General features: G+C 38.9%; 14 protein-coding genes. 6 read left to right on the plus strand and 8 right to left on the minus strand.

The window, feature by feature from the left end:
• Positions 1-70 precede the first annotated feature (70 nt).
• On the plus strand, positions 71-2,992 hold the full coding sequence (locus ACUR5C_RS01250; protein WP_454466502.1) for a diguanylate cyclase domain-containing protein: 2,922 nt from the start codon (positions 71-73) through the stop codon (positions 2,990-2,992).
• 92 nt (positions 2,993-3,084) lie between these two features.
• Positions 3,085-3,315, plus strand: coding sequence for a hypothetical protein (locus ACUR5C_RS01255; protein WP_454466503.1), 231 nt, complete (start codon positions 3,085-3,087; stop codon positions 3,313-3,315).
• A gap of 51 nt (positions 3,316-3,366) precedes the next feature.
• Here ACUR5C_RS01255 and ACUR5C_RS01260 read toward each other — a convergent pair whose 3' ends face one another.
• From ACUR5C_RS01260 to ACUR5C_RS01275, 4 genes are read right to left on the minus strand one after another with little or no spacing between them, the layout of a single operon-like run.
• Entirely contained in the window at positions 3,367-7,044 is a 3,678-nt protein-coding gene (locus tag ACUR5C_RS01260; protein WP_454466504.1) for a translocation/assembly module TamB domain-containing protein, read from the minus strand.
• Complete coding sequence (locus ACUR5C_RS01265) at positions 7,041-8,891, minus strand: autotransporter assembly complex protein TamA (RefSeq protein WP_454466505.1); 1,851 nt, start codon at positions 8,889-8,891, stop codon at positions 7,041-7,043. Before ACUR5C_RS01265 ends, ACUR5C_RS01260 begins: the two co-directional genes overlap by 4 nt.
• Positions 8,878-9,711, minus strand: coding sequence for a mechanosensitive ion channel family protein (locus ACUR5C_RS01270; protein WP_454466506.1), 834 nt, complete (start codon positions 9,709-9,711; stop codon positions 8,878-8,880). Before ACUR5C_RS01270 ends, ACUR5C_RS01265 begins: the two co-directional genes overlap by 14 nt.
• A 16-nt stretch (positions 9,712-9,727) precedes the next feature.
• Positions 9,728-10,534, minus strand: coding sequence for a DUF432 domain-containing protein (locus ACUR5C_RS01275; protein WP_454466507.1), 807 nt, complete (start codon positions 10,532-10,534; stop codon positions 9,728-9,730).
• A 498-nt stretch (positions 10,535-11,032) separates the two neighbouring features.
• Here ACUR5C_RS01275 and cspE point away from each other — a divergent pair, with 498 nt between their 5' ends.
• From cspE to ACUR5C_RS01290, 3 genes are all read left to right on the plus strand, one after another.
• Positions 11,033-11,239, plus strand: a complete 207-nt coding sequence (gene cspE, locus ACUR5C_RS01280) for a transcription antiterminator/RNA stability regulator CspE (protein ID WP_454466508.1) — start codon at positions 11,033-11,035, stop codon at positions 11,237-11,239.
• 185 nt (positions 11,240-11,424) lie between these two features.
• A complete protein-coding gene (locus ACUR5C_RS01285; protein ID WP_454466509.1) occupies positions 11,425-12,360 on the plus strand; it encodes an aldo/keto reductase in 936 nt (311 codons plus the stop codon).
• Positions 12,361-12,407: 47 nt separating this feature from the next.
• On the plus strand, positions 12,408-13,025 hold the full coding sequence (locus ACUR5C_RS01290; RefSeq protein ID WP_454466510.1) for a GNAT family N-acetyltransferase: 618 nt from the start codon (positions 12,408-12,410) through the stop codon (positions 13,023-13,025).
• Between the two features lie 48 nt (positions 13,026-13,073).
• Here ACUR5C_RS01290 and ACUR5C_RS01295 read toward each other — a convergent pair whose 3' ends face one another.
• The 3 genes from ACUR5C_RS01295 to fahA form a co-directional block, all read right to left on the minus strand.
• A complete protein-coding gene (locus ACUR5C_RS01295; protein ID WP_454466511.1) occupies positions 13,074-14,195 on the minus strand; it encodes an NAD-dependent epimerase/dehydratase family protein in 1,122 nt (373 codons plus the stop codon).
• A 61-nt stretch (positions 14,196-14,256) separates the two neighbouring features.
• Entirely contained in the window at positions 14,257-15,570 is a 1,314-nt protein-coding gene (locus ACUR5C_RS01300; protein WP_454466512.1) for an NTP/NDP exchange transporter, read from the minus strand.
• 139 nt (positions 15,571-15,709) lie between these two features.
• Positions 15,710-17,023, minus strand: a complete 1,314-nt coding sequence (fahA, locus tag ACUR5C_RS01305; RefSeq protein ID WP_454466513.1) for a fumarylacetoacetase — start codon at positions 17,021-17,023, stop codon at positions 15,710-15,712.
• Between fahA and ACUR5C_RS01310 the strand changes: the two genes are divergently transcribed.
• Positions 16,997-17,278, plus strand: coding sequence for a hypothetical protein (locus ACUR5C_RS01310; protein ID WP_454466514.1), 282 nt, complete (start codon positions 16,997-16,999; stop codon positions 17,276-17,278). The genes fahA and ACUR5C_RS01310 overlap by 27 nt on opposite strands.
• Here ACUR5C_RS01310 and ACUR5C_RS01315 read toward each other — a convergent pair.
• Positions 17,249-18,073, minus strand: coding sequence for a formyltransferase family protein (locus tag ACUR5C_RS01315; RefSeq protein ID WP_454466515.1), 825 nt, complete (start codon positions 18,071-18,073; stop codon positions 17,249-17,251). The two genes, ACUR5C_RS01310 and ACUR5C_RS01315, sit on opposite strands and share 30 nt — an antisense overlap.
• Between the last annotated feature and the right edge of the window lie 60 nt (positions 18,074-18,133).

The following is an 18,133-nucleotide window of genomic DNA, read 5'->3' on the forward strand; positions in this document are numbered from 1 at the left end:
TAGAGCTTGCTCTGTGGAGACGGCTTAGTTTAGGGGTAAATTAATCAACAATAACTAGTATGTTAAATTAATGAGAAATACAGATAACCTAACAGAAACAATCAAAAATGAGTGGGTGTCGCGAAGTGATGGCTTGGCTTCTAATCAAATACACTCTATTGCCTATTTAAAGGAAACACTTTGGCTTGCTACACCGGTAGGCTTGGTTAACTTTGATGGTGTAAGGTTTACCACATTTTCTCAATCAAGTGGGTTGTTAACTCACGGTCTAAGAAAACTAGTTAAAAGCAATGATGATTTATGGGTTTGCTCAGATCAAGGAGTTGATTTATTTTCTGTTGAAAAAACGCAGGTTAAACAAAGTTTATCTACGGTAGCCTTCGGTTTAGGCTGGTGTCAAGGTATTGCAGCTATTGGGCAAAATCAGTTTTTAATTGCTTGCGCAAAAGGTTTGCGCCGCTGGAACTCGCAAACGAATGCAATTGAGGTGCTTGGCTCGCCACTTGATAATGAGTTTATTGTTTCAGTCGAAGCATTAACAAATGGTGCAGCATTAATTGAAGCTAGCGAAAGCGGTATTTGGCTTTATATTAAGGGCACGCTAGAGCCATTGGCTATCGACTCAATAAGTCATCATGATACCGTCAAGCGATTTTGTATTAATGAAAGTGGCGTTTGGTTAATTACTAATGAGTCAGTTATCCAGCTAGATTTCAATTTAAGTTTCAAAAATAGATTATCAATTCCTCATAACATGACGAATTTAAAACTAGTATACCCAGTATCCGAGAGCGAGTTGCTTTACGTAACTAAAGAAAGCATAGTTAAAATTACAGGTGACGCATCAAACAGTCAGAAGCGCTTGTTAGTCCAGAGTGATATTGAGGTTAATCAAATTGCTACAGATAAATTTGGTAATTTATGGGTCGCCACTGACACGAGTGGATTGCTAAAGTATTCTCAGTTAAATCATTATGTAAAATCATTTAGTGGTAACAAACAAAACTCAGTACTATCTATTAGGCAGGTTCAATTAAGAGAAACGGCTCGAAGTAACTTTGTACATTTAGCTAACGGCCAAAGTATTAGTTTAGCAAATAGCGATGTATTTCCAAATTATTACCTTGTCGGCGGCAGTAACAAGAGCTATCTTGCAGCTGTTAGTCAAATTGAAAAAAGCGTAGAGTTCTCTAGCTTGCAAAATATTGCTTGTTGGGATCTTGTGTCTGATCCTCATTATGGGTTTTGGGCTGCTACTAGTGAAGGCTTGTGCTTTATAGAAGAAGTAGTTTCGCCACAATGTAAAATATTTGTCGACGCAAATGTCGGTAATGGCCGCTGTATCGCATTTTATGAAACAGATAAGATGTTATATGGGAGTGTTTCTGGCTTATTTATATTTGATCTTGAACTTAAAAAATTTACACCGCTATTTTCAAGTAATAATAACTCTTTGGGCTATGTTTATTCGATTAAAAAAGCAAGCCGACATTTGTACTACGTTTGTACTTTAGGCAATGGCTTATGGCGAGTTGATGTACATAGTTTAACGCTGAGTCGAGTGCACTTAGATGCAGGGCTCACTAATGTATACTCGGTCGACACTAACTCAAATGGTGATCTTGCTTGCGTTGTTAACGATAAGCTCGTTGTTATTAGCGAGCAGGTTAGGGAGACTATTACAACCGGAACCGAAACCGTTTGTGCTTGGCAATGTCTTTGGTTTGATAACACACGCCTATTATTAGCGACACCCACAGGTTTAAAATTGTTTAATGTAAAAGAAAAGCGTAGTGAGTTTTTAATGGATAGATTTCCGCAAAACGCCGTTTGGGAATTTACTACTGCGAGAAGCCTTTTATTAAATGACAAAAATGTTCTTTGCGGATTGAATAACGGTTTTAAAAGTGTTGCTTTAAAATCGCTGTTAAACAAAGTAGAAGCGCCCTATCCTAAAGTGAAATCAATCAGGAGCAACGCAAAGTTTGTTAATAAAGAAAACCATATTCAACTAACCGAAGGTGATTGGACTTTAAATATTCTATTGGACTGTAATTGGTTATGGCTTGAAAAGACTATAAGGCTAGAATATCGACTAAATGGCTTGCAAACCAATTGGCAATCTGTAGCTGAAAATCAAATCACTTTTACTACGTTACCAGCGGGAAGTTACCACCTAGAAGTAAGGCTAAGCAACTCGCTTAAGATAGCGTCTACGCATTATCTGGTACTGGCCATAGAAGTTAATAGTCGATCACTCTGGTACAACACGCTTTGCCTAATACCTAAGTTGTTTAGCCAAAGCATAAGTCACTTTAGGCGATTGGGAAGCTTAATCAAGTTAACTGAACAATACGGACATTTAGAGCGGCAAGTCGAACAGCGAACCCAGGAGCTTGTTGAGGCTAACCAAAAACTATTACAACTTAATTCAGAGCTTAATACTCTTGCTAACCGAGACAAACTTAATTCGGTAAGTAACTTGCGCTATTTCTTTGAATTTATCGACAATTCTTTGAGTGTCGCAGCCAAAAATGAACTTCAAGTTTGTGTGATGCTAGTCGATGTAGATAATTTAGCAAAGTATAGCGAGAATTATGGTCATCTTGCGACGACTGCCAGCTTAGATAAAATTAAGAAGGTGCTGAATAAAGTCGTTAACAAAAATGGCTGCTCATTAGCACAACTTGACGGCCAAGAGTTTGTTGTATTTTCGCCAGAAACCACACAAGACATGGCGATTGCTATTGCTACTCGATGCATTCAAGCGGTCAAAGGCTTAAAAATACTTCACGAATACTCAAGTGCTGGAGACTATTTAAGTATCAGCATCGGATTGTGTATTGAGTCAGTTGAGCCTAATAGCTTAAATAAAAAGCTTAATGAGTTAAGGCATCAACTGATTAATAGAGCAGACGATGCCCTGTATTTTGCCAAAAAATCTGGTGGCAATCAGTTTATTCAGTACACCTTAGAAAATAAATCAACCTGATTGAAAAAGCGACACTAGTTTATGGCTAGTATCGACACACTTATTCTAAAGCTTGATAATAGCGCCTGGTCATTACAAATACAGGAGCATCTATGCAGTTTAAAAAGAAAAATGCAGAAATTAAGCTTAGCACTCAAGATATTACTTATATTCTCTACTGTCTCAATAAACGAGTTGAATCTATAGACACATATTTAGCAAATAATATTGATATTAGCCAAGAGCAAGTCCAAGAACACCTAGCACATAGATTGCAAATTGTAGAATTAAAGCGAAAGCTGTGTTACCCAGAGCAAACCATTGCAAGTGCCTGTATTCACTAGCGTGATTAGCGGTACTTGCTATGTTTTCATACGAAGAAATAGTATAAAGATTTAATCTTTTGATTCATCAGCTTTAAATGTTTTCTTATAGATTAAATTAGCACTCATCTCTTCGCCACTAATCGCTTCAAAAGAAATGCTCGGGGTAAGCTGATACTGAATGATCCATCCTGCTTGAAATTCATTACTAGAGCTAATGCTAGTACCGTAACTTAAATTAAGTTGGTCGTTTATTTTCGCTCCTAGCTCTACTCTTGTACTATCGGCTTTTGTTTTGCTAGTTAGGCTTAAACTATTTAGTCCAAGTGCTTCACCAATTTTTTGAGCGACTTTATTAGCGCCTTCAATGCCTAAATTTATAGCCGCATTGGCTAAAGCATTTCCTTCACTTTCATTTAAAGACTCTATACTCCTGCCAGTGATTAGCAGTGATAAAATCTGCTCATTAGACATTGCTGGTTGTGAGAAAAGCGTTAGTCTCGGATTATTGACAGAGCCATCTGCAATAATTCCTACTTTAATGTTATCGATATTTCGACTCGCTTTAAATTGAATGCCTGGATTTTCTGGTGGACCGAGAAACAGCAGCTGACCTTCATCTATACTTAACACTTGTTTATACTTTTCAAACTTTCCATCAATTAGTGATAATTGACCATTGACTTTAATCGGTTGATTGCTGTCTATCAGGGCATTAAGATCCCCTTTTATTTTGCTAGTGAGTCCAAAGCCGTCAATACTAACTTTATCGCCAGTGGTAAGTACAATGTCAACTTTATAGTCTAGCTGACCATCCTCCTGCGCTGATTCTCCAATAATTATTTGATCATCACTCACTTTAACTGCCTGCTTTGGTAAGCTTAGAATTTTCACTTTCGCTTCATTAATTGTTATTTTACCGCCTACTTCGAGTAGCTGTTGTTTCAAAGAAAGCGATATGTCTGGCGACGCAACAACGCGATTGTCTACAGCGTCAATTAATAGCAGCTCGTTACCATAAACCTTAAGATTCGCCTCCAAATTAGGGTAAACTTTCATCTCTCCTTGTAAATTAAGGTTCCCTTGTTTGTTTTTGAGCACGCCATTTAGGTTAAGTAGTTGATGGTCGCCATTTAACGCTATTTCACTATCGCTAATATCAAGCCCTAATTCCTGAATAGTAAATCGATCAATAATAAGTCTTCCTTCTCCATAAAATAACGGCTTATTTAAATTACCTTTTATTTGAGCTTGTTGTTGCCATCTTCCTGTTACTTGGTCAATTCTAGATTGCCACTGCTTTAACCATTCAAAGTTTTTAAGGTTGACATCTAATTCGCCATTGATTGGCGAGTTTGGGTTAAGCACGTCTTCAATCGCTAGCTTGCCGCTAATGTGATCAGTCGAATTAATATTAAAGTTAAAACTTGACATCAAATTTGAATCATTAAGCTTTGTGGATAAGTTTAAGGAGTCAATAACAAGAATTTCAGAAATTTTCTTTGCAGTCGAAAGTTGAGAATTCCAACTAATGTTATTCACATTTAAATCGAGCGAAATAGCTTCTAGTGAACTAATTTGAAGATCCACTTGCCCTTGGTTTGCATGCAACTTGGCATTGATATCAGCAATTTCAGACTGCTGATTTAATGCTTCCCAGTTAATTTTAATAGCGTTACTGTTATTGAAACTTTGCAGGCTAAAGCCGACTAAGCTAGTTTCGCCTTGAGGGTACTTTATTGTGAAATTTGCAGAGTTTAAATCCGCCATAAGGTTAAGTAATTTAAAATCTTCTGCGGTCAACTCAAGCTTGCCGTTAAGGATAGATTCTAGCTGATAGTTTGAAACACCAATAAACTGGCCCGCTAGTTTAGATAAAGCGAGTGAGTCAAATTGAGTAAATGCGAGACTCATCTGCTGTCGATTCTTTGTGTTTTTAAAACTCCCGCATACTTGGCCGTTAAAGTGAAAACAATAACTGTCTGCAGTCTGCTCAGATGCACTCAGCCTAATACCATTAGCTACTAATTTTAAGTTGTTTTTTTCATAGGCAGAATGAATCTTTAACGAGCTAATCAGCCATTGAGTCTCGGTGCTAAAATTTAAAGCAGCAGTAGCGCTTAAGTCGACCACCTTCAATGGCTGATGATTAAATTTTAAATTCAATTGATGATTGTGTTGGTTTCCATTTAATGCAAGCGTTATGTCACTTATCTTATTATTGATTAAGTGCGCATTTTTGCTGGTGACTTTAGTGTCAAAATTAATCTTGTTATTACTATCATATATATTGTTTGCTTTAATATTTAACTCGCTAAACGCAAAGTTGCTGTAACTTAGTTGATTCGCTGTAGCCTGAATAGTCGTGCTAGGAAAACGATTCCCGCTAACTTTATGAAACTCTAGTGTGGCTTTAATGTTGTTGGCAAATAGACCAAAATTTTCAAAACTGTTCGCTAATGAGACTCTTATATTTCCTTGATACTCATCAAAATTTGTCGCTAAAGTTTTAAAATTCGACTCAATATTCAATTCGTCTAAATAGCTATTAAAGAGCGCTACATTCAGTTCATTTTTATTAACATTAAGCTCCGCTTGTAATGAAAGTTGTAACGGTTGAGCGTCGTCTTTGAATAGCCTCTGGTTTTTTAGTTGTGCATTTGATGAACTCGATAGCATTTCAGAACTTAGCTGTTGAATTGACTTTTCAGTAAAGTGGCCTTTAATGCTTAATGGTAGCTGCGTGTTATTTGTCCAGTTTAGAATGTCATCGACCAGTAAACTCGTATCTAATCTAAGTGCTGCATTCGTGGGGTGTTGTATACTAGTTTTCAAATCAAATTCTAGTTTGGGCCACTCAATTTGGTAAGTGGCCTGCCAATTGTCAATTGTCCAAGAGTTTAACAGGTTAATAAAATTCTGTTGCTTTAAACTGTTTTGACTAAGCTGCAAATTACCTTCTTTTAGTTGCAAGCCTTTTTGCCAGCTCACTCTACCACTCGTTTTTGCTGTTAAAGGTGTTGTTAATACGGCTGCATAGCGAGCATCTCGCTTAATTTCACCCTTAATATTAAACTCTAGCGTCACTGTTTGATTCGCATTGAGTGATTTATTGTTAGGCTGCACTAAAAATTCAATATCAATAGGCCAATTAGCATGGGTGTTAATAGAGCCGGCTAAATTCATTTGATGCTGGTGGTATTTAGCACTTAACGAGTTAAACTGAATTTTACTTCCGGCTGTTAATAGGCTTTTTAGTATGATTGAGTCGATGGTTAGTTGACTTGAATTCGCATCGGCTAACTGCTCTTTTTGCAATAGGGCAAACTGTTTAATTTGTGCAGAATTGACTCTGATATTAATCGGTAATTTAAAGTCGTGGAGCTGTGGAAGTTGTTGGTTTCCTGACGCAGATTTTTGCGAACTAGTAACTAAGTTTAGTTTACTTACTACTAAGCTTTGACAACTGACTTGAAAATAAAGTAGCTCAGTCCAGTCGCATTCAAGAATTGCTTTTTTGAGTTCTAAAGATTGTTCTGGTTGCTGAATAATAAGGCTATCTATGTACAGTTTAGTATCTAAAGTACCGCTCACTTTTCCAAGTGTAATAGTCTGCGGCAGATAAGGGCGTGCGATGTTTATTGCCCAATTTAGTCCTCGCTCGCTTGCGTATATCCAAAAGGTAACACAGGTACCTAAAAACAAGATCGCTAAAATAACAAAAACAAAGCGGCGTAAAAACTTTTTCATAAGTCTGGCCCAATGGTTAAATGCCAGTTCCAACCTTTATGTCCATTTAGTGCTTTAGCTATATCGAAACGTAGTGAACCTATTGGAGTAACCCAGCGAATTCCTGTTCCTAACGCTGAATTGAGTTTACTTGTATTCCAATCGTTGAAAGCGTTGCCATTATCAATAAAAAATGCCCAGCGCCAATTGTTGCTAAACTGATAGTCTATCTCACTACTTAATGTAATAAGATGCTTACCACCAAATACGCTACCATCACTCGCAAGTGGAGCCAATGTTTGGTATTCATAACCACGAACTGAAATATCGCCTCCGGCAAAAAATCGGTAGTCACTGGGCATATTAAGATTAAATTCGCTTTGTTCAATTAGTGTAGTGCCTAGCTCGCTGCGTAGTAACAAACGCCAATTTTGACTTAATGGTTGTAAGTATTTTAATTGTTGGCGGTACTGGACAAAGTTAATGTCAGGGTCGCTAATTGAGTCGTGGCTAAAGTTGAGTATGCCTTGCCAGCGCCAACCTTGTTTCGCGCTAAACGGGTCAGTGACGCTATAGTAGTCTAGTTGTAGTGAAGGCACTAAATATTCTAGAAAGTTTGTTACAGCTTCATTTTCTAAAAATTCCTCAGTAGCAATGGTTAACTTCCACTGTGATGACCAGTTGGCATTATGTTTAAACATTAATTTAGAGTCATATTTAGACTGCTTACTTTTACCAAGCTGGTCACTTCGAATACGGTAACTATATTGATTAATCCAATCTGCTTTAATATCTTTTAACGGCATAACATATTGTAGCTTTAGCTCATCTTCAATTTGACTATGTGCTAAGCTTAAGGTGTAATTATCCCCATCATCGTTCACTCGATTGTCGCGCCAGCTCATGCTTAATTTTTGCTTTGAGTCGGTGCCATATCCCAAAGAAGTTTTGAGTTCATACTTGTCTATGTCGGTTAGTTTTATGGCAACTAAAACTTGCTTTGTTTGATAATCAATTTGTTGACTGACATCAACAAACTTAAAATAGCCAGAACGGTTGAGCAACTGTTGAGTTTCAATAATTTTAGACTGTTCGTAGTAACTACCTCCTTCAACTTTAATATAGTAATCAAGTAGGGTCTTAGAAAGTTTTGAACCTTGTAGACTTAAAGGCATAAATGTAAAGCGTTGTTTGCTGTCAATCTGCCAAATAACATTGGCGCTTAACTTTTCTGGAAGCACTTCTAACCTTTGAGTGCTAAATTGAGCTTGTAAATAACCTTGTTCGTTAAGCTGACTGATCAACTTTTGCTTGAAGTTTTCGTACACGCCATGGTTAACGCTGACACCTTGCTTGAAAGGGTGGTTAGTTATTAGTTGAGTAATGCTCGGATTATTCTGTGCTTCACCTTGAAGATCTATTTTTATTTCTTTCCAAACAACACTTTGACCTTCTTTAACTTCTAATACCCAATGCTGGTGATCGCCCTCAAGTTTTATCTCGGGTGAATAATAGCCAAGCGCTTGTAGTGCTTTTTTAGTTTGCCGCAAAATATATTCGTTAGAACGAGGAAACCCAAGGCTTGACGGTGCCAATACCCCGTTGTCAACTCCCAGCATGACCTCAATATTAGAACGTACATCACTGCTCATTCCAGTTAAGGTGATCTTAGTTGTTAGTTCATTTTGAATGCTATCTATTTGTGATGATTCAGCATTGGCTTTAAGTGTTAACACTGTCATTAGTGAGGCAACTAAAAGACAGTTGCTCGCAGTGCGGTATAATCCAGTTAATGACCAGGCCCAAAAACCACACTGAACAATATTTGGCAAACCATTCACTTTGTTTCGAATTCTATGATTTGCCATTAACTTCATTTTTTAGACTGTTATTATCGTCGCTAATTTTAATTGATATAGGTGAAGAATTTGCGCCAGCATATAAACTCATATGAGGGAAGGGAATTTCGATGCCTTCTTGGTCTAAAGCAGACTTAACTTTTTCGGCAATTTGTCCTTTAAACTTAATAAAGTCTTCAGACTTTGCCCAAACAGCCAAACGAATGGTTACGCCTGAATCTGCAAAACTTTCAAAAACAACCATAGGTTCGGGATCTACAAGACACTGATTGTCATTGTTAACTAAATCAAGCAGTAGAGTTTTGACTTTAGCGAGATCTTCTTTATAAGCAATGGATAAGTTTAAATCGAAGCGACGAATCTTAAAGCGACTCATATTGATCATTTCAGAACGAATTATGGTTTCGTTTGGTATGCGAACGTACAAATTGTCGGGCGTTCTTAATTTTACCGATAACCAGTCGACGCTAATGACTTCACCAGTGGTGGCTGCAATTTTTATGGTATCACCCACTGAGAAAGCGCCTTCACCTAATAAAAACATACCACTAATTACATTCGACATAGACGTTTTAGAAGCAAATCCAATCGCTACCGATAAGATACCTGCAGCGCCTAAAAGTACGCTGAGGTTAAAACCTAACTGGCGTAATGCCATGATGCCAAACAACGTCAGTATACAATAAAAAAGTAAGCGCTTTATGACCACGCCATTCTTAAAAGAGTATTTGCTTTCAATTAAACTAACCGCCCGCTTGGCAATTAGCTGTGCAAAAATAAACCCGGCTAAAATCAATAGGGCAGCATAAATATAATTAGTGAATAGCATTATTTAGGCTCCAAGCTCATGAAAAAAGCATATCTAGGGTTTTAGTGAAAAGTCCACTTTGGTCAGAGGTGCGAGGCTCCGATATTTTGGTTGCATCTTGTAAGGCTGGGTGCAAGTTTTTATCAATGATAACACGAGTGTTTTTTTGATCTTTTTCGCGAGTAACTTTGAGTGTGGGCGTCCAAAGTTCGGAGTTTTTAGTTAAATAAACGGAAAGGTACTCGCTGGGAATTGCAATTTTTTCTAGCTTCAAATTGTCGTCACCATTGTTGCTAATGGTTATTGGGGTAATGACACGGCTAGGGCGGCGGGGGAGCGCTTTTAGATCGATGCGGCCGCTAAAACGACTAGCATAGCAAAGCTCACCTACGTGAGGCCTTGGGCCAAACCAAGTGTCAGAAAGTTTAAAGGTCGCCATCTCAAAAAGTGGTTGATTAAAGCCATTTAAATAAAATGCTATCCAGAGCGGCGTGCTTACATAGATAGTAATAGCTTGCTTACTCGGGAGAAATACCGGCGTGTGAGGTTTCGCCACAATACTGCGATTTGCCAAGCGCGGTTTAATATGTAATTGGTTAATATCGTCAGACTGAATAAAGCGATTGAGCTCTAAATTATCAACCTGAATACTCGCTACCGATGTAATAGAGATTTTTTGCTCGCTTAGACTTTCGTCTTGTAAAACAAAACGGTGTTTAAATTGCCACTCTTGAATCAACTGGGTGATATAAATTTGGAGCGCACCAATAACAATTTTATGTTGTTTATTTTCGCTAAAATCAATTGGATTTAGCCAAATGTTATCGTTAGATTCTTTGCTCATAAATTTATTTTAGTTTCCACTAGCCTGATGTTGAAGTGATTGGTTTTTACTCACCACACTCGCTTATCGATAGACCGTATAATACGGCTTTTGTTTCGTCTTATCCAATCTTTAAGTGCTAGCTGACATTCAAGTGTGAGTCACTTATTTGATTTACTCTGTGCGATGTGAAAATGGCTAAGCTAAAGAGTTGCCGGAATTTTGGATAATGTGCCAGATTTTTTTGGAATTAATGTGGGATTTAGTGAATTTTAGCAACTTTTATTATTTTATCGCTAACTATCAACTAGTTAGCGCCTAAATTTAATGGCAATGTCATAATTTTTAGGTATACTCAGAAAGGTTTGAGGTTAGTTTGGTTCAAATGTGTTCGTTTAGCTGCTTTAAGTGAAACTTTGGGTAACTCTTTTGACCACTTGAATAAGGCTAGCTTTATTCGCTATATCGTCTTTATTTTTATAAAGACAAATTTACTTGTAAGAAAGATAGGAAAAAATTATGTCAACAGTTACTGGCACTGTAAAGTGGTTCAACGAATCGAAAGGTTTCGGTTTTATTTCTCAAGAAAATGGCCCAGACGTATTCGCTCATTTTAGCGCGATTACTGGTTCTGGCTTCAAAACGCTTCAAGAAGGCCAACAAGTCGAGTTTACTATTACCGACGGTCAAAAAGGTCCACAAGCGGAAAATATTGTACCGCTATAGTGCTTTAATAGGGTGCTGATAGTAGCACCCTATATCTAATGTACTTTTTATTTGTTTCTTGGTGTAGCTCTACATTTTGCAATTATCTTAAACTTTCCCTAACTCATTTATTTTAGATTGGATTGATCCAAGCTTTATAATCGGTTTATAGTTAACGCTTTCATCCTTTGATGGAGTATTAATTTATGATTCAGCGACGCGATCTTATTCGATGCTTGGCCTTTACTCCCGTTCTCGGCGCTTTTTCTGGAGTTGCATTAAGTGAGTCTTTCAAGCCGTCTAGCTTGCCTCAAAATGTGTTAAAAAAAGCCATACCAGCCTCAGGTGAGTTAATACCGGTTATTGGTATGGGATCTTATCAAACGTTTAATGTTCCAATGGACTCCCCCCAAATAACTAACCTAACTAAAGTGCTACAAGCATTCTTTGCTAGCGGAGGCAGTTTTATAGACTCTTCACCTATGTATGGTCGCTCCGAAGAGGTTTTAGGCACATTAATTAAGCAGCTTAAATTAACTCAACCTTGGTTTGCCGCGTCTAAAGTTTGGACTTATGGTCAGCAAGCGGGCTTAGCTGCCATAAAAGAAAGCGCTACTCGTATGGGGCGCGAGACAATGGACTTAATGCAAGTGCATAATTTGCGTGATTATCAAGTTCAATTGGCAAACTTAAATGAGCTCAAGGCAAAAGCACAACTTAAATATACCGGTATCACCACTTCGCGTGTTAGTCAGTATAAAGAGTTTGAAGCCGTTATGAAGTCTCACCCCATGGATTTTGTGCAACTGAACTACAATATAAAAATGCGTGAGGCTGAAAAACGCTTACTACCTTTGGCGCAAGATAAAGGGCTAGCTGTAATTGTAAATATGCCTTATGAAAAAGGACGTCTATTTAAGTTGGTAAAAGGTAAACTACTGCCAGAGTTTGCGAAAGAGTTTGATTGTTACTCGTGGGGACAATTTTTCTTAAAATTTATTGTATCTCATCCTGCTGTAACCTGCGCGATCCCAGCAACTTCTAAAGTAAATCACATGCAAGATAACATGCAAGCTTTGCGGGGAAGGCTTCCTAGCCAACAACAGCGAAAACAAATGATAGAGTATTTCGAGTCGCTATAAACGCTGACTACTTTTAATGATTTATATTGTTTGTATTGGATTGTAAAATGGACTATTCGCTTAAGCACCCTCATTTAGCTCAAGCGCTTTACCTAGCGTTAAAAACGGATCCTTATTTTAAGTTTATTCAAGCTTGTATTGATGCTGACGAAGCGGTCGCCCAGCAAGGTATGTTAGCTTATATGGATTATTCCATAGTAGAAGCACAAGAGTTTGCTACGGTTTATATGCCAAGCGATATTGCTTATGGGGTTTCTGTTTGGAGTAAACCAATTGACTCATCGCTACTAGCACGCAAGCGACAGCTTAAAGAAAAGTTTTTTATACAGTGTTTAGGTGAGAAAGCTTCCCGCCTGATTCGCCTAATTTCACAGCAAATGGGCGATAATCAACGCAATTTTGTTCAACCAAGCGACTGGTATCTATCGATTATTGGAATTGCACCAGAGTTTCAAGGTCAAGGCTTAGGGCCAGGTTTAGTAGAACCAATCTTACAACAAGCGGATGAGCTTAATGTAGCTACTTATTTAGAAACTTATTCTGCTAAAAACCATACTTTTTATCAGCGCCTTGGCTATAAGAATGTGGCTAAGTTTTATCAGCCAACGGTAAAAGCTGAGTATTGGCTTATGCGCCGCGCGGCGCAAAAAAGTGAAGCAACTTAGCCTGTCATTTAATGGTTGTTAATGGCAGAAAAAATGTCTATTAATTAATTAAATTTTTTCTATTGGGCTGGATGATTTTTTCCAAGCACTAAGCACGCGTTTCTCTTTAACTAGGCTGATCCCCGCGCGTAATTTGCTTTGGCGCTGTTTAGGCAGCTGACTAAACCAAGCGTAGCAGTCTTTTACCGTTTGACCTATCGGTCGGTGAGTTAATCCCTTGGCATGAGCTCGTTGCGTACTTATCGCGCCAGCACCTGCAAAATCTCCGGTTGGCGGAAACCAGACTGGCATTTCTTGCCACGGGGTGACTTGATGTTTGGCTAAAAATTCCGCTGGAATGTATACCGGTTGAGCCTTTGGATTGAGTTCACTCATACAACTATTGATTAGGTCTTTCATTCTAATATCTTGCGCTTGAGTTTGAGCGTTATAGGTTCCGTTTATATTTTTTTCTAAACACAGCAGCATCCACTCTGCTAAATCCCTTACGTCGATAAACTGTATGAAATCATCACCAGTGCCAGGCGCGATGAATTCGCCGCCTTGTTTTACTCTTACTGGCCAATAGGTAAAGCGGTCGGTTTTATCTCTTGGGCCTACAATGAGTCCTGGTCGAATGGTGCATACTTTGCCGGGCATATGCTTTTGCGCCGCAGCTTCGCATAGTGCTTTAAGTGCTCCATAAGTTGAGTTGGTAATATCTTCTAGCGCTGGATCACTAATTGTCGCTAATGCCGAGTCTTCATTTAAGCCAGGTTGAGACCAGTCGGCATACACTGAAATCGTAGACACTAACAGATATTGCTTTATGTTTGGTTTTAATACTTGCATTGCCATATTGACCGAGCGTGGAAAATAAGCCGAGGTATCAATGACAGCATCCCACTTATAACCCGATAGCTTCTCAATATCACTTGTGTTGCGATCGCCAATGATAGTTTTAAGCTGAGTAAACAAGTTGGGGTTAGTTTTACCGCGGTTAAAAAGCGTGACTTGGTGTCCAGCTTTAAGAGCGCAACTAACCACGTGAGGACCTAAAAATCCCGTTCCGCCAAGTATGAGTATGTTGAGCCGTCGTGGCGTCTTTGCAAGTAAGTTGAGTGACCGAGGTAAGCTCGAAGTTAGGCTAGCTAACCCCGAAATTTTGATAAAGTTGCGGCGATTTGACATAGCTAACTTTCCTTTATTTGAGTGTCGAGCGGTTTGTCTATACTTTGTTATCTGTGCTTTGTTATCTGTGCTTTGTTGTCTGGCTAGCTAGTAATTTAACGCGTTTTCCTAAGAATAAAGCGAGCAGGCACCATATTAAACTGAGAGGTGCGACTAAGCTGGCAAGACCAACTAAACTGATGCCAATGATATTTAACAGATTTTGAGTTAGTGCACCAACAGCATCACCACCGCGGTAAATAAAACTATCGACAAAACTTTTTGCTTTGTATTTCTGCTGCGAAGGTATAAGAGTAAATAATGCCTCTCTTGCCGGCTTAAATAGGCCGTAATTAAGCGAGCGGCGTAATACTTGAAACACCATGAGGACGCTTAGCGTTGGAAAAATAGCGAGCGAAATAAAGCCGGTTAAGGTTAATAGTGGCAAACCAACTAAGATTGCTCCAATGCTCCAACGGTTTAATAGCTTTTGTGAAATATATAATTGAAAAATTAAGGTGAGTACATTTGACCAGATATCAATTTGAGAAAAGTACTGAGTTCGTTGAACCTGACTGGTTGAGGCACTGGCAATAAGCTCTCCTTGCTGAAAGTATAAAAAAGTAGAGGTTAAACCATATAAAAATATATATCCTGCTATTGCCATCAAGTAAGGTGAGCTAAGTGCATAGCTTATACCTTCGAAAGCTTGCTTTATTTTAGGTGTTGTCTCGAGTTTGTTATTTAAATTGTTGCTGGTTTTAGGCGCGTCATTGATAGTTTGGTTATCAAATAGTTTATCAAGTCGACCCATGGCTAAAAGTGCTAGCTCTAGAAAAATAATTGGAATAAGTATTAGTAAATTAGGTGTTACATGGCTGACCAAAGTGTTGGTGATAGTGCCACCTAAAATAGCACCGAGTGTTCCTCCTAAGGCTATTGCAGGAAAGTAATTTTTACTTTGTGAAAAACTAATTCCGTCTGCAATAAATCCCCAAAATAAAGAAATAAGGAGCATGTTAATGACACTTAACCAAACGTAAAAAGTGACTCCAGTGTAAAATAAATAGTCACTTTCAAATGCAGTTAACGCAATACAAAATAGAATTAAGCAAAAGCTCACGCCCCGATACACTATGGGAATAAATTGTTTTCTTTTATAGCTTGCAACAAGCCAGCCAATTGCGGGGGCTAATATCAATAAAATGCACATAGTAGACAAAAATAGATAAGGTAGATCTTCTGCGCTTCTTGAAATACCAAAGGTTTCTCTAACAGGACGTAAAATGTAATAAGCGGTAAGTAGCAGAAAAAAATAACTCGCGCTAAGAAAAACAATCTTGAGATCTTTAGGGGCTAGTTGCAGTGTTTGTTTTATGCTTTGGGGAATAAACATAATGCAGTCTAATGATTGATACTGCGTTTAGACTAGCAACTGTGATCGATTTGCTCAAGTTGTGGATGTAAGCAAATTTATTTGTATAGTAAAAAGCCCTCGACTGAGGGCTTTTTTATTGTAGGGTAAATCGCCAAGCTTAAGCTGGTAGAATGGTTCCCGTTACTTCGCCAAAACCAATCCGTTTAGCGCCGTCTTTGCTGCACCAGCCGCGCATAATGACGGTATCACCATCTTCTAAAAATGTTCTGGTTTCGCCGTTATCTAAACTAATAGTTTGTTTACCGCCTTTACTTAGCTCTAACATTGAGCCTGCTTCTTCGTGGGCTGGTCCCGATTGAGTGCCACTACCGAACATGTCACCAGGCTTTAAATTACAACCATTGATGGTGTGGTGAGCGACCATTTGTGCGACTGTCCAATACGAATGACGAAAGTTTGAAAGCGATAAATGGCTAGCAGGCTCACCTGAGTTGCGCATTTTTTCAGTTTCTAGCTGTACTTCTAACTGAATATCGAAACCACCACTTTCCCGGTTTTGTTGCGACTCTAGGTATTCTAATGGTTGTGGGTCGCTTTCATCACGGGTCCAAGCGCTACGGAAAGGGGCGAGGGCTTCGGTGGTGACAATCCATGGAGATACGGTTGAGGCGAAGTTCTTGGCCAAAAATGGTCCCAATGGCTGGTATTCCCAACCTTGAATGTCACGTGCTGACCAATCGTTAAATAAACACAAGCCAAACACATGATCTTCTGCGTCTTGGATACTGATTGTCTCGCCAAGCGCATTGCCATTACCCATATAAATACCTACTTCCATTTCATAGTCAAGGCGCTTACACGGTGCCACCACTGGTTGATCCGCATCCGGTGCCTTGAGCTGTCCTTTGGGGCGTTTGAAGCTTTGTCCAGAAACATCAATAGAAGAGGAGCGACCGTGATAGCCAATAGGCACCCATTTGTAATTAGGGAGTAACGGGTTATCAGGACGAAATAGCTTTCCAACTGCCGTAGCATGATGGATCGAAGTATAAAAATCAGTGTAATCACCAATAGTACAAGGGAGCTTATATTCAACCTCGTTTAGCGGGATCAAACAGGACTCTAAATCTGCCTGTGCAGAAGAGCCACTAGCTAACGCTTTTGACAGCGCAGCACGTAACTCGGACCAAACGGCTTTTCCCATGCCCATAAACTGATTGAGCTCAGGTGCGTCACAGGCCTCAATCGCTTGTTGCGCTATTCCACTAAAGACGCCACTGTTTTTCGCCGCAGCTAAATCCAAAACTTGATCGCCAATGGCAACACCACCGCGAAAAGCTTCTTGCGAGTTGGCTCTTTTAAATACGGCAAAAGGTAAATTTTGAATAGGAAAATCACAGTTTTCTTGGTTTGCTGACTCTACCCAGCTAGTTAAAGCGGGATCGTGAGTGAAATTAAGCGCGTTGCTCATAATCAAATTGCTCCTGAAACAGTCGTTTCTCTTTTATTCCGTCTTGCTAATTACAGCAGACTAGATGGTGTTAGCGGTTACTTAATCAAATTTATGGATGAATTTCTGGTGTCTATTATAACAGCGCTGGCCATAAAGGCTAATCGGCATGTCAAAATGATGATAGAGGATTTGAATGGTGATAATGCGCCAATCCGATTATTTAAAGCCGGGTATCGGCAGGCTTTAACCAAACTGACGATAAATAGTGCTTAGATATAAAGGGTCAATCAAGCATAAGCCTAGTTGTTTAAATTGCGCAAAGTCTGGTGAGCTTGGAAAGCTATAGTACTGCGGCTGTCCTTGTTGAGCTTTAGCGTTAATAGCATGTCCGTTAGCGAGTAAATCAACGGCATTTGCGATAGCTTGAGCTCCGGGAGCATAAAGAGAAAATAGGTTTTCAAAATAGCTTTTTTTTAAGTTGAGTGGGTGTTGGCTTATTTTAACTATTGGCCCTGCATCTATTTGATGACTATCAATCCAATGCAGACTTGTACCATAGTTTTTTTCGCCTTTGAGCATAGCCCAAAATACCGCCATTACCCCTTGATATTGAGGCAAAATGCCGGAATGAAGATTTAATACACCCAGTTTAGCAAGTGAGATTGCCTCGCGTTTTAGTATTTTTCCAAAGCGAATAGACAAGATTAAATCCGGGCGCGATAAATTCAGCTTAGCTTGCCCACTGGCTTGGTTAATATCATTGAGCGGCTGTAATGTGCACTTATAGTCGCTAGCTAGTTGGTTAAACGTTTGCCATTTTTTTGTGGCGCTGCTTGTTTCTCTACTCTGTTCTTTTTCGACTAAAGGAAAAATATTTTTAGTTGGAATGACATGCTCCAACAAATGAATTTGTTGGAGCTCAAAAGCGATGTCTTGTTGAAACTCAGTGTTACTGCCTACTTGCGAAGAGTAAAATAGGCTGATTGAGTGGGCTTTTATTAATGGCAATAACTCATTAAGCGCAATGCAGCTGGCAAGATCAAGGTTGGTTAAAATGGTTATACGCATAGCGAATGACTGAGAGATTATATAAAGCGACTAAAAATAGTATAGCGAGTATTTAACCAA

The sequence above is a fragment of the Aliikangiella aequoris genome (assembly GCF_053709105.1).

Excerpts from the sequence above, each read along its gene's own strand:
- ACUR5C_RS01250 (WP_454466502.1), top strand. The coding sequence starts at position 71 with ATGAGAAATACAGATAACCTAACAGAAACAATCAAAAATGAGTGGGTG.
- ACUR5C_RS01255 (WP_454466503.1), top strand. The coding sequence starts at position 3,085 with ATGCAGTTTAAAAAGAAAAATGCAGAAATTAAGCTTAGCACTCAAGAT.
- ACUR5C_RS01260 (WP_454466504.1), bottom strand. The coding sequence starts at position 7,044 with ATGAAAAAGTTTTTACGCCGCTTTGTTTTTGTTATTTTAGCGATCTTG.
- ACUR5C_RS01265 (WP_454466505.1), bottom strand. The coding sequence starts at position 8,891 with ATGGCAAATCATAGAATTCGAAACAAAGTGAATGGTTTGCCAAATATT.
- ACUR5C_RS01270 (WP_454466506.1), bottom strand. The coding sequence starts at position 9,711 with ATGCTATTCACTAATTATATTTATGCTGCCCTATTGATTTTAGCCGGG.
- ACUR5C_RS01275 (WP_454466507.1), bottom strand. The coding sequence starts at position 10,534 with ATGAGCAAAGAATCTAACGATAACATTTGGCTAAATCCAATTGATTTT.
- cspE (WP_454466508.1), top strand. The coding sequence starts at position 11,033 with ATGTCAACAGTTACTGGCACTGTAAAGTGGTTCAACGAATCGAAAGGT.
- ACUR5C_RS01285 (WP_454466509.1), top strand. The coding sequence starts at position 11,425 with ATGATTCAGCGACGCGATCTTATTCGATGCTTGGCCTTTACTCCCGTT.
- ACUR5C_RS01290 (WP_454466510.1), top strand. The coding sequence starts at position 12,408 with ATGGACTATTCGCTTAAGCACCCTCATTTAGCTCAAGCGCTTTACCTA.
- ACUR5C_RS01295 (WP_454466511.1), bottom strand. The coding sequence starts at position 14,195 with ATGTCAAATCGCCGCAACTTTATCAAAATTTCGGGGTTAGCTAGCCTA.
- ACUR5C_RS01300 (WP_454466512.1), bottom strand. The coding sequence starts at position 15,570 with ATGTTTATTCCCCAAAGCATAAAACAAACACTGCAACTAGCCCCTAAA.
- fahA (WP_454466513.1), bottom strand. The coding sequence starts at position 17,023 with ATGAGCAACGCGCTTAATTTCACTCACGATCCCGCTTTAACTAGCTGG.
- ACUR5C_RS01315 (WP_454466515.1), bottom strand. The coding sequence starts at position 18,073 with ATGCGTATAACCATTTTAACCAACCTTGATCTTGCCAGCTGCATTGCG.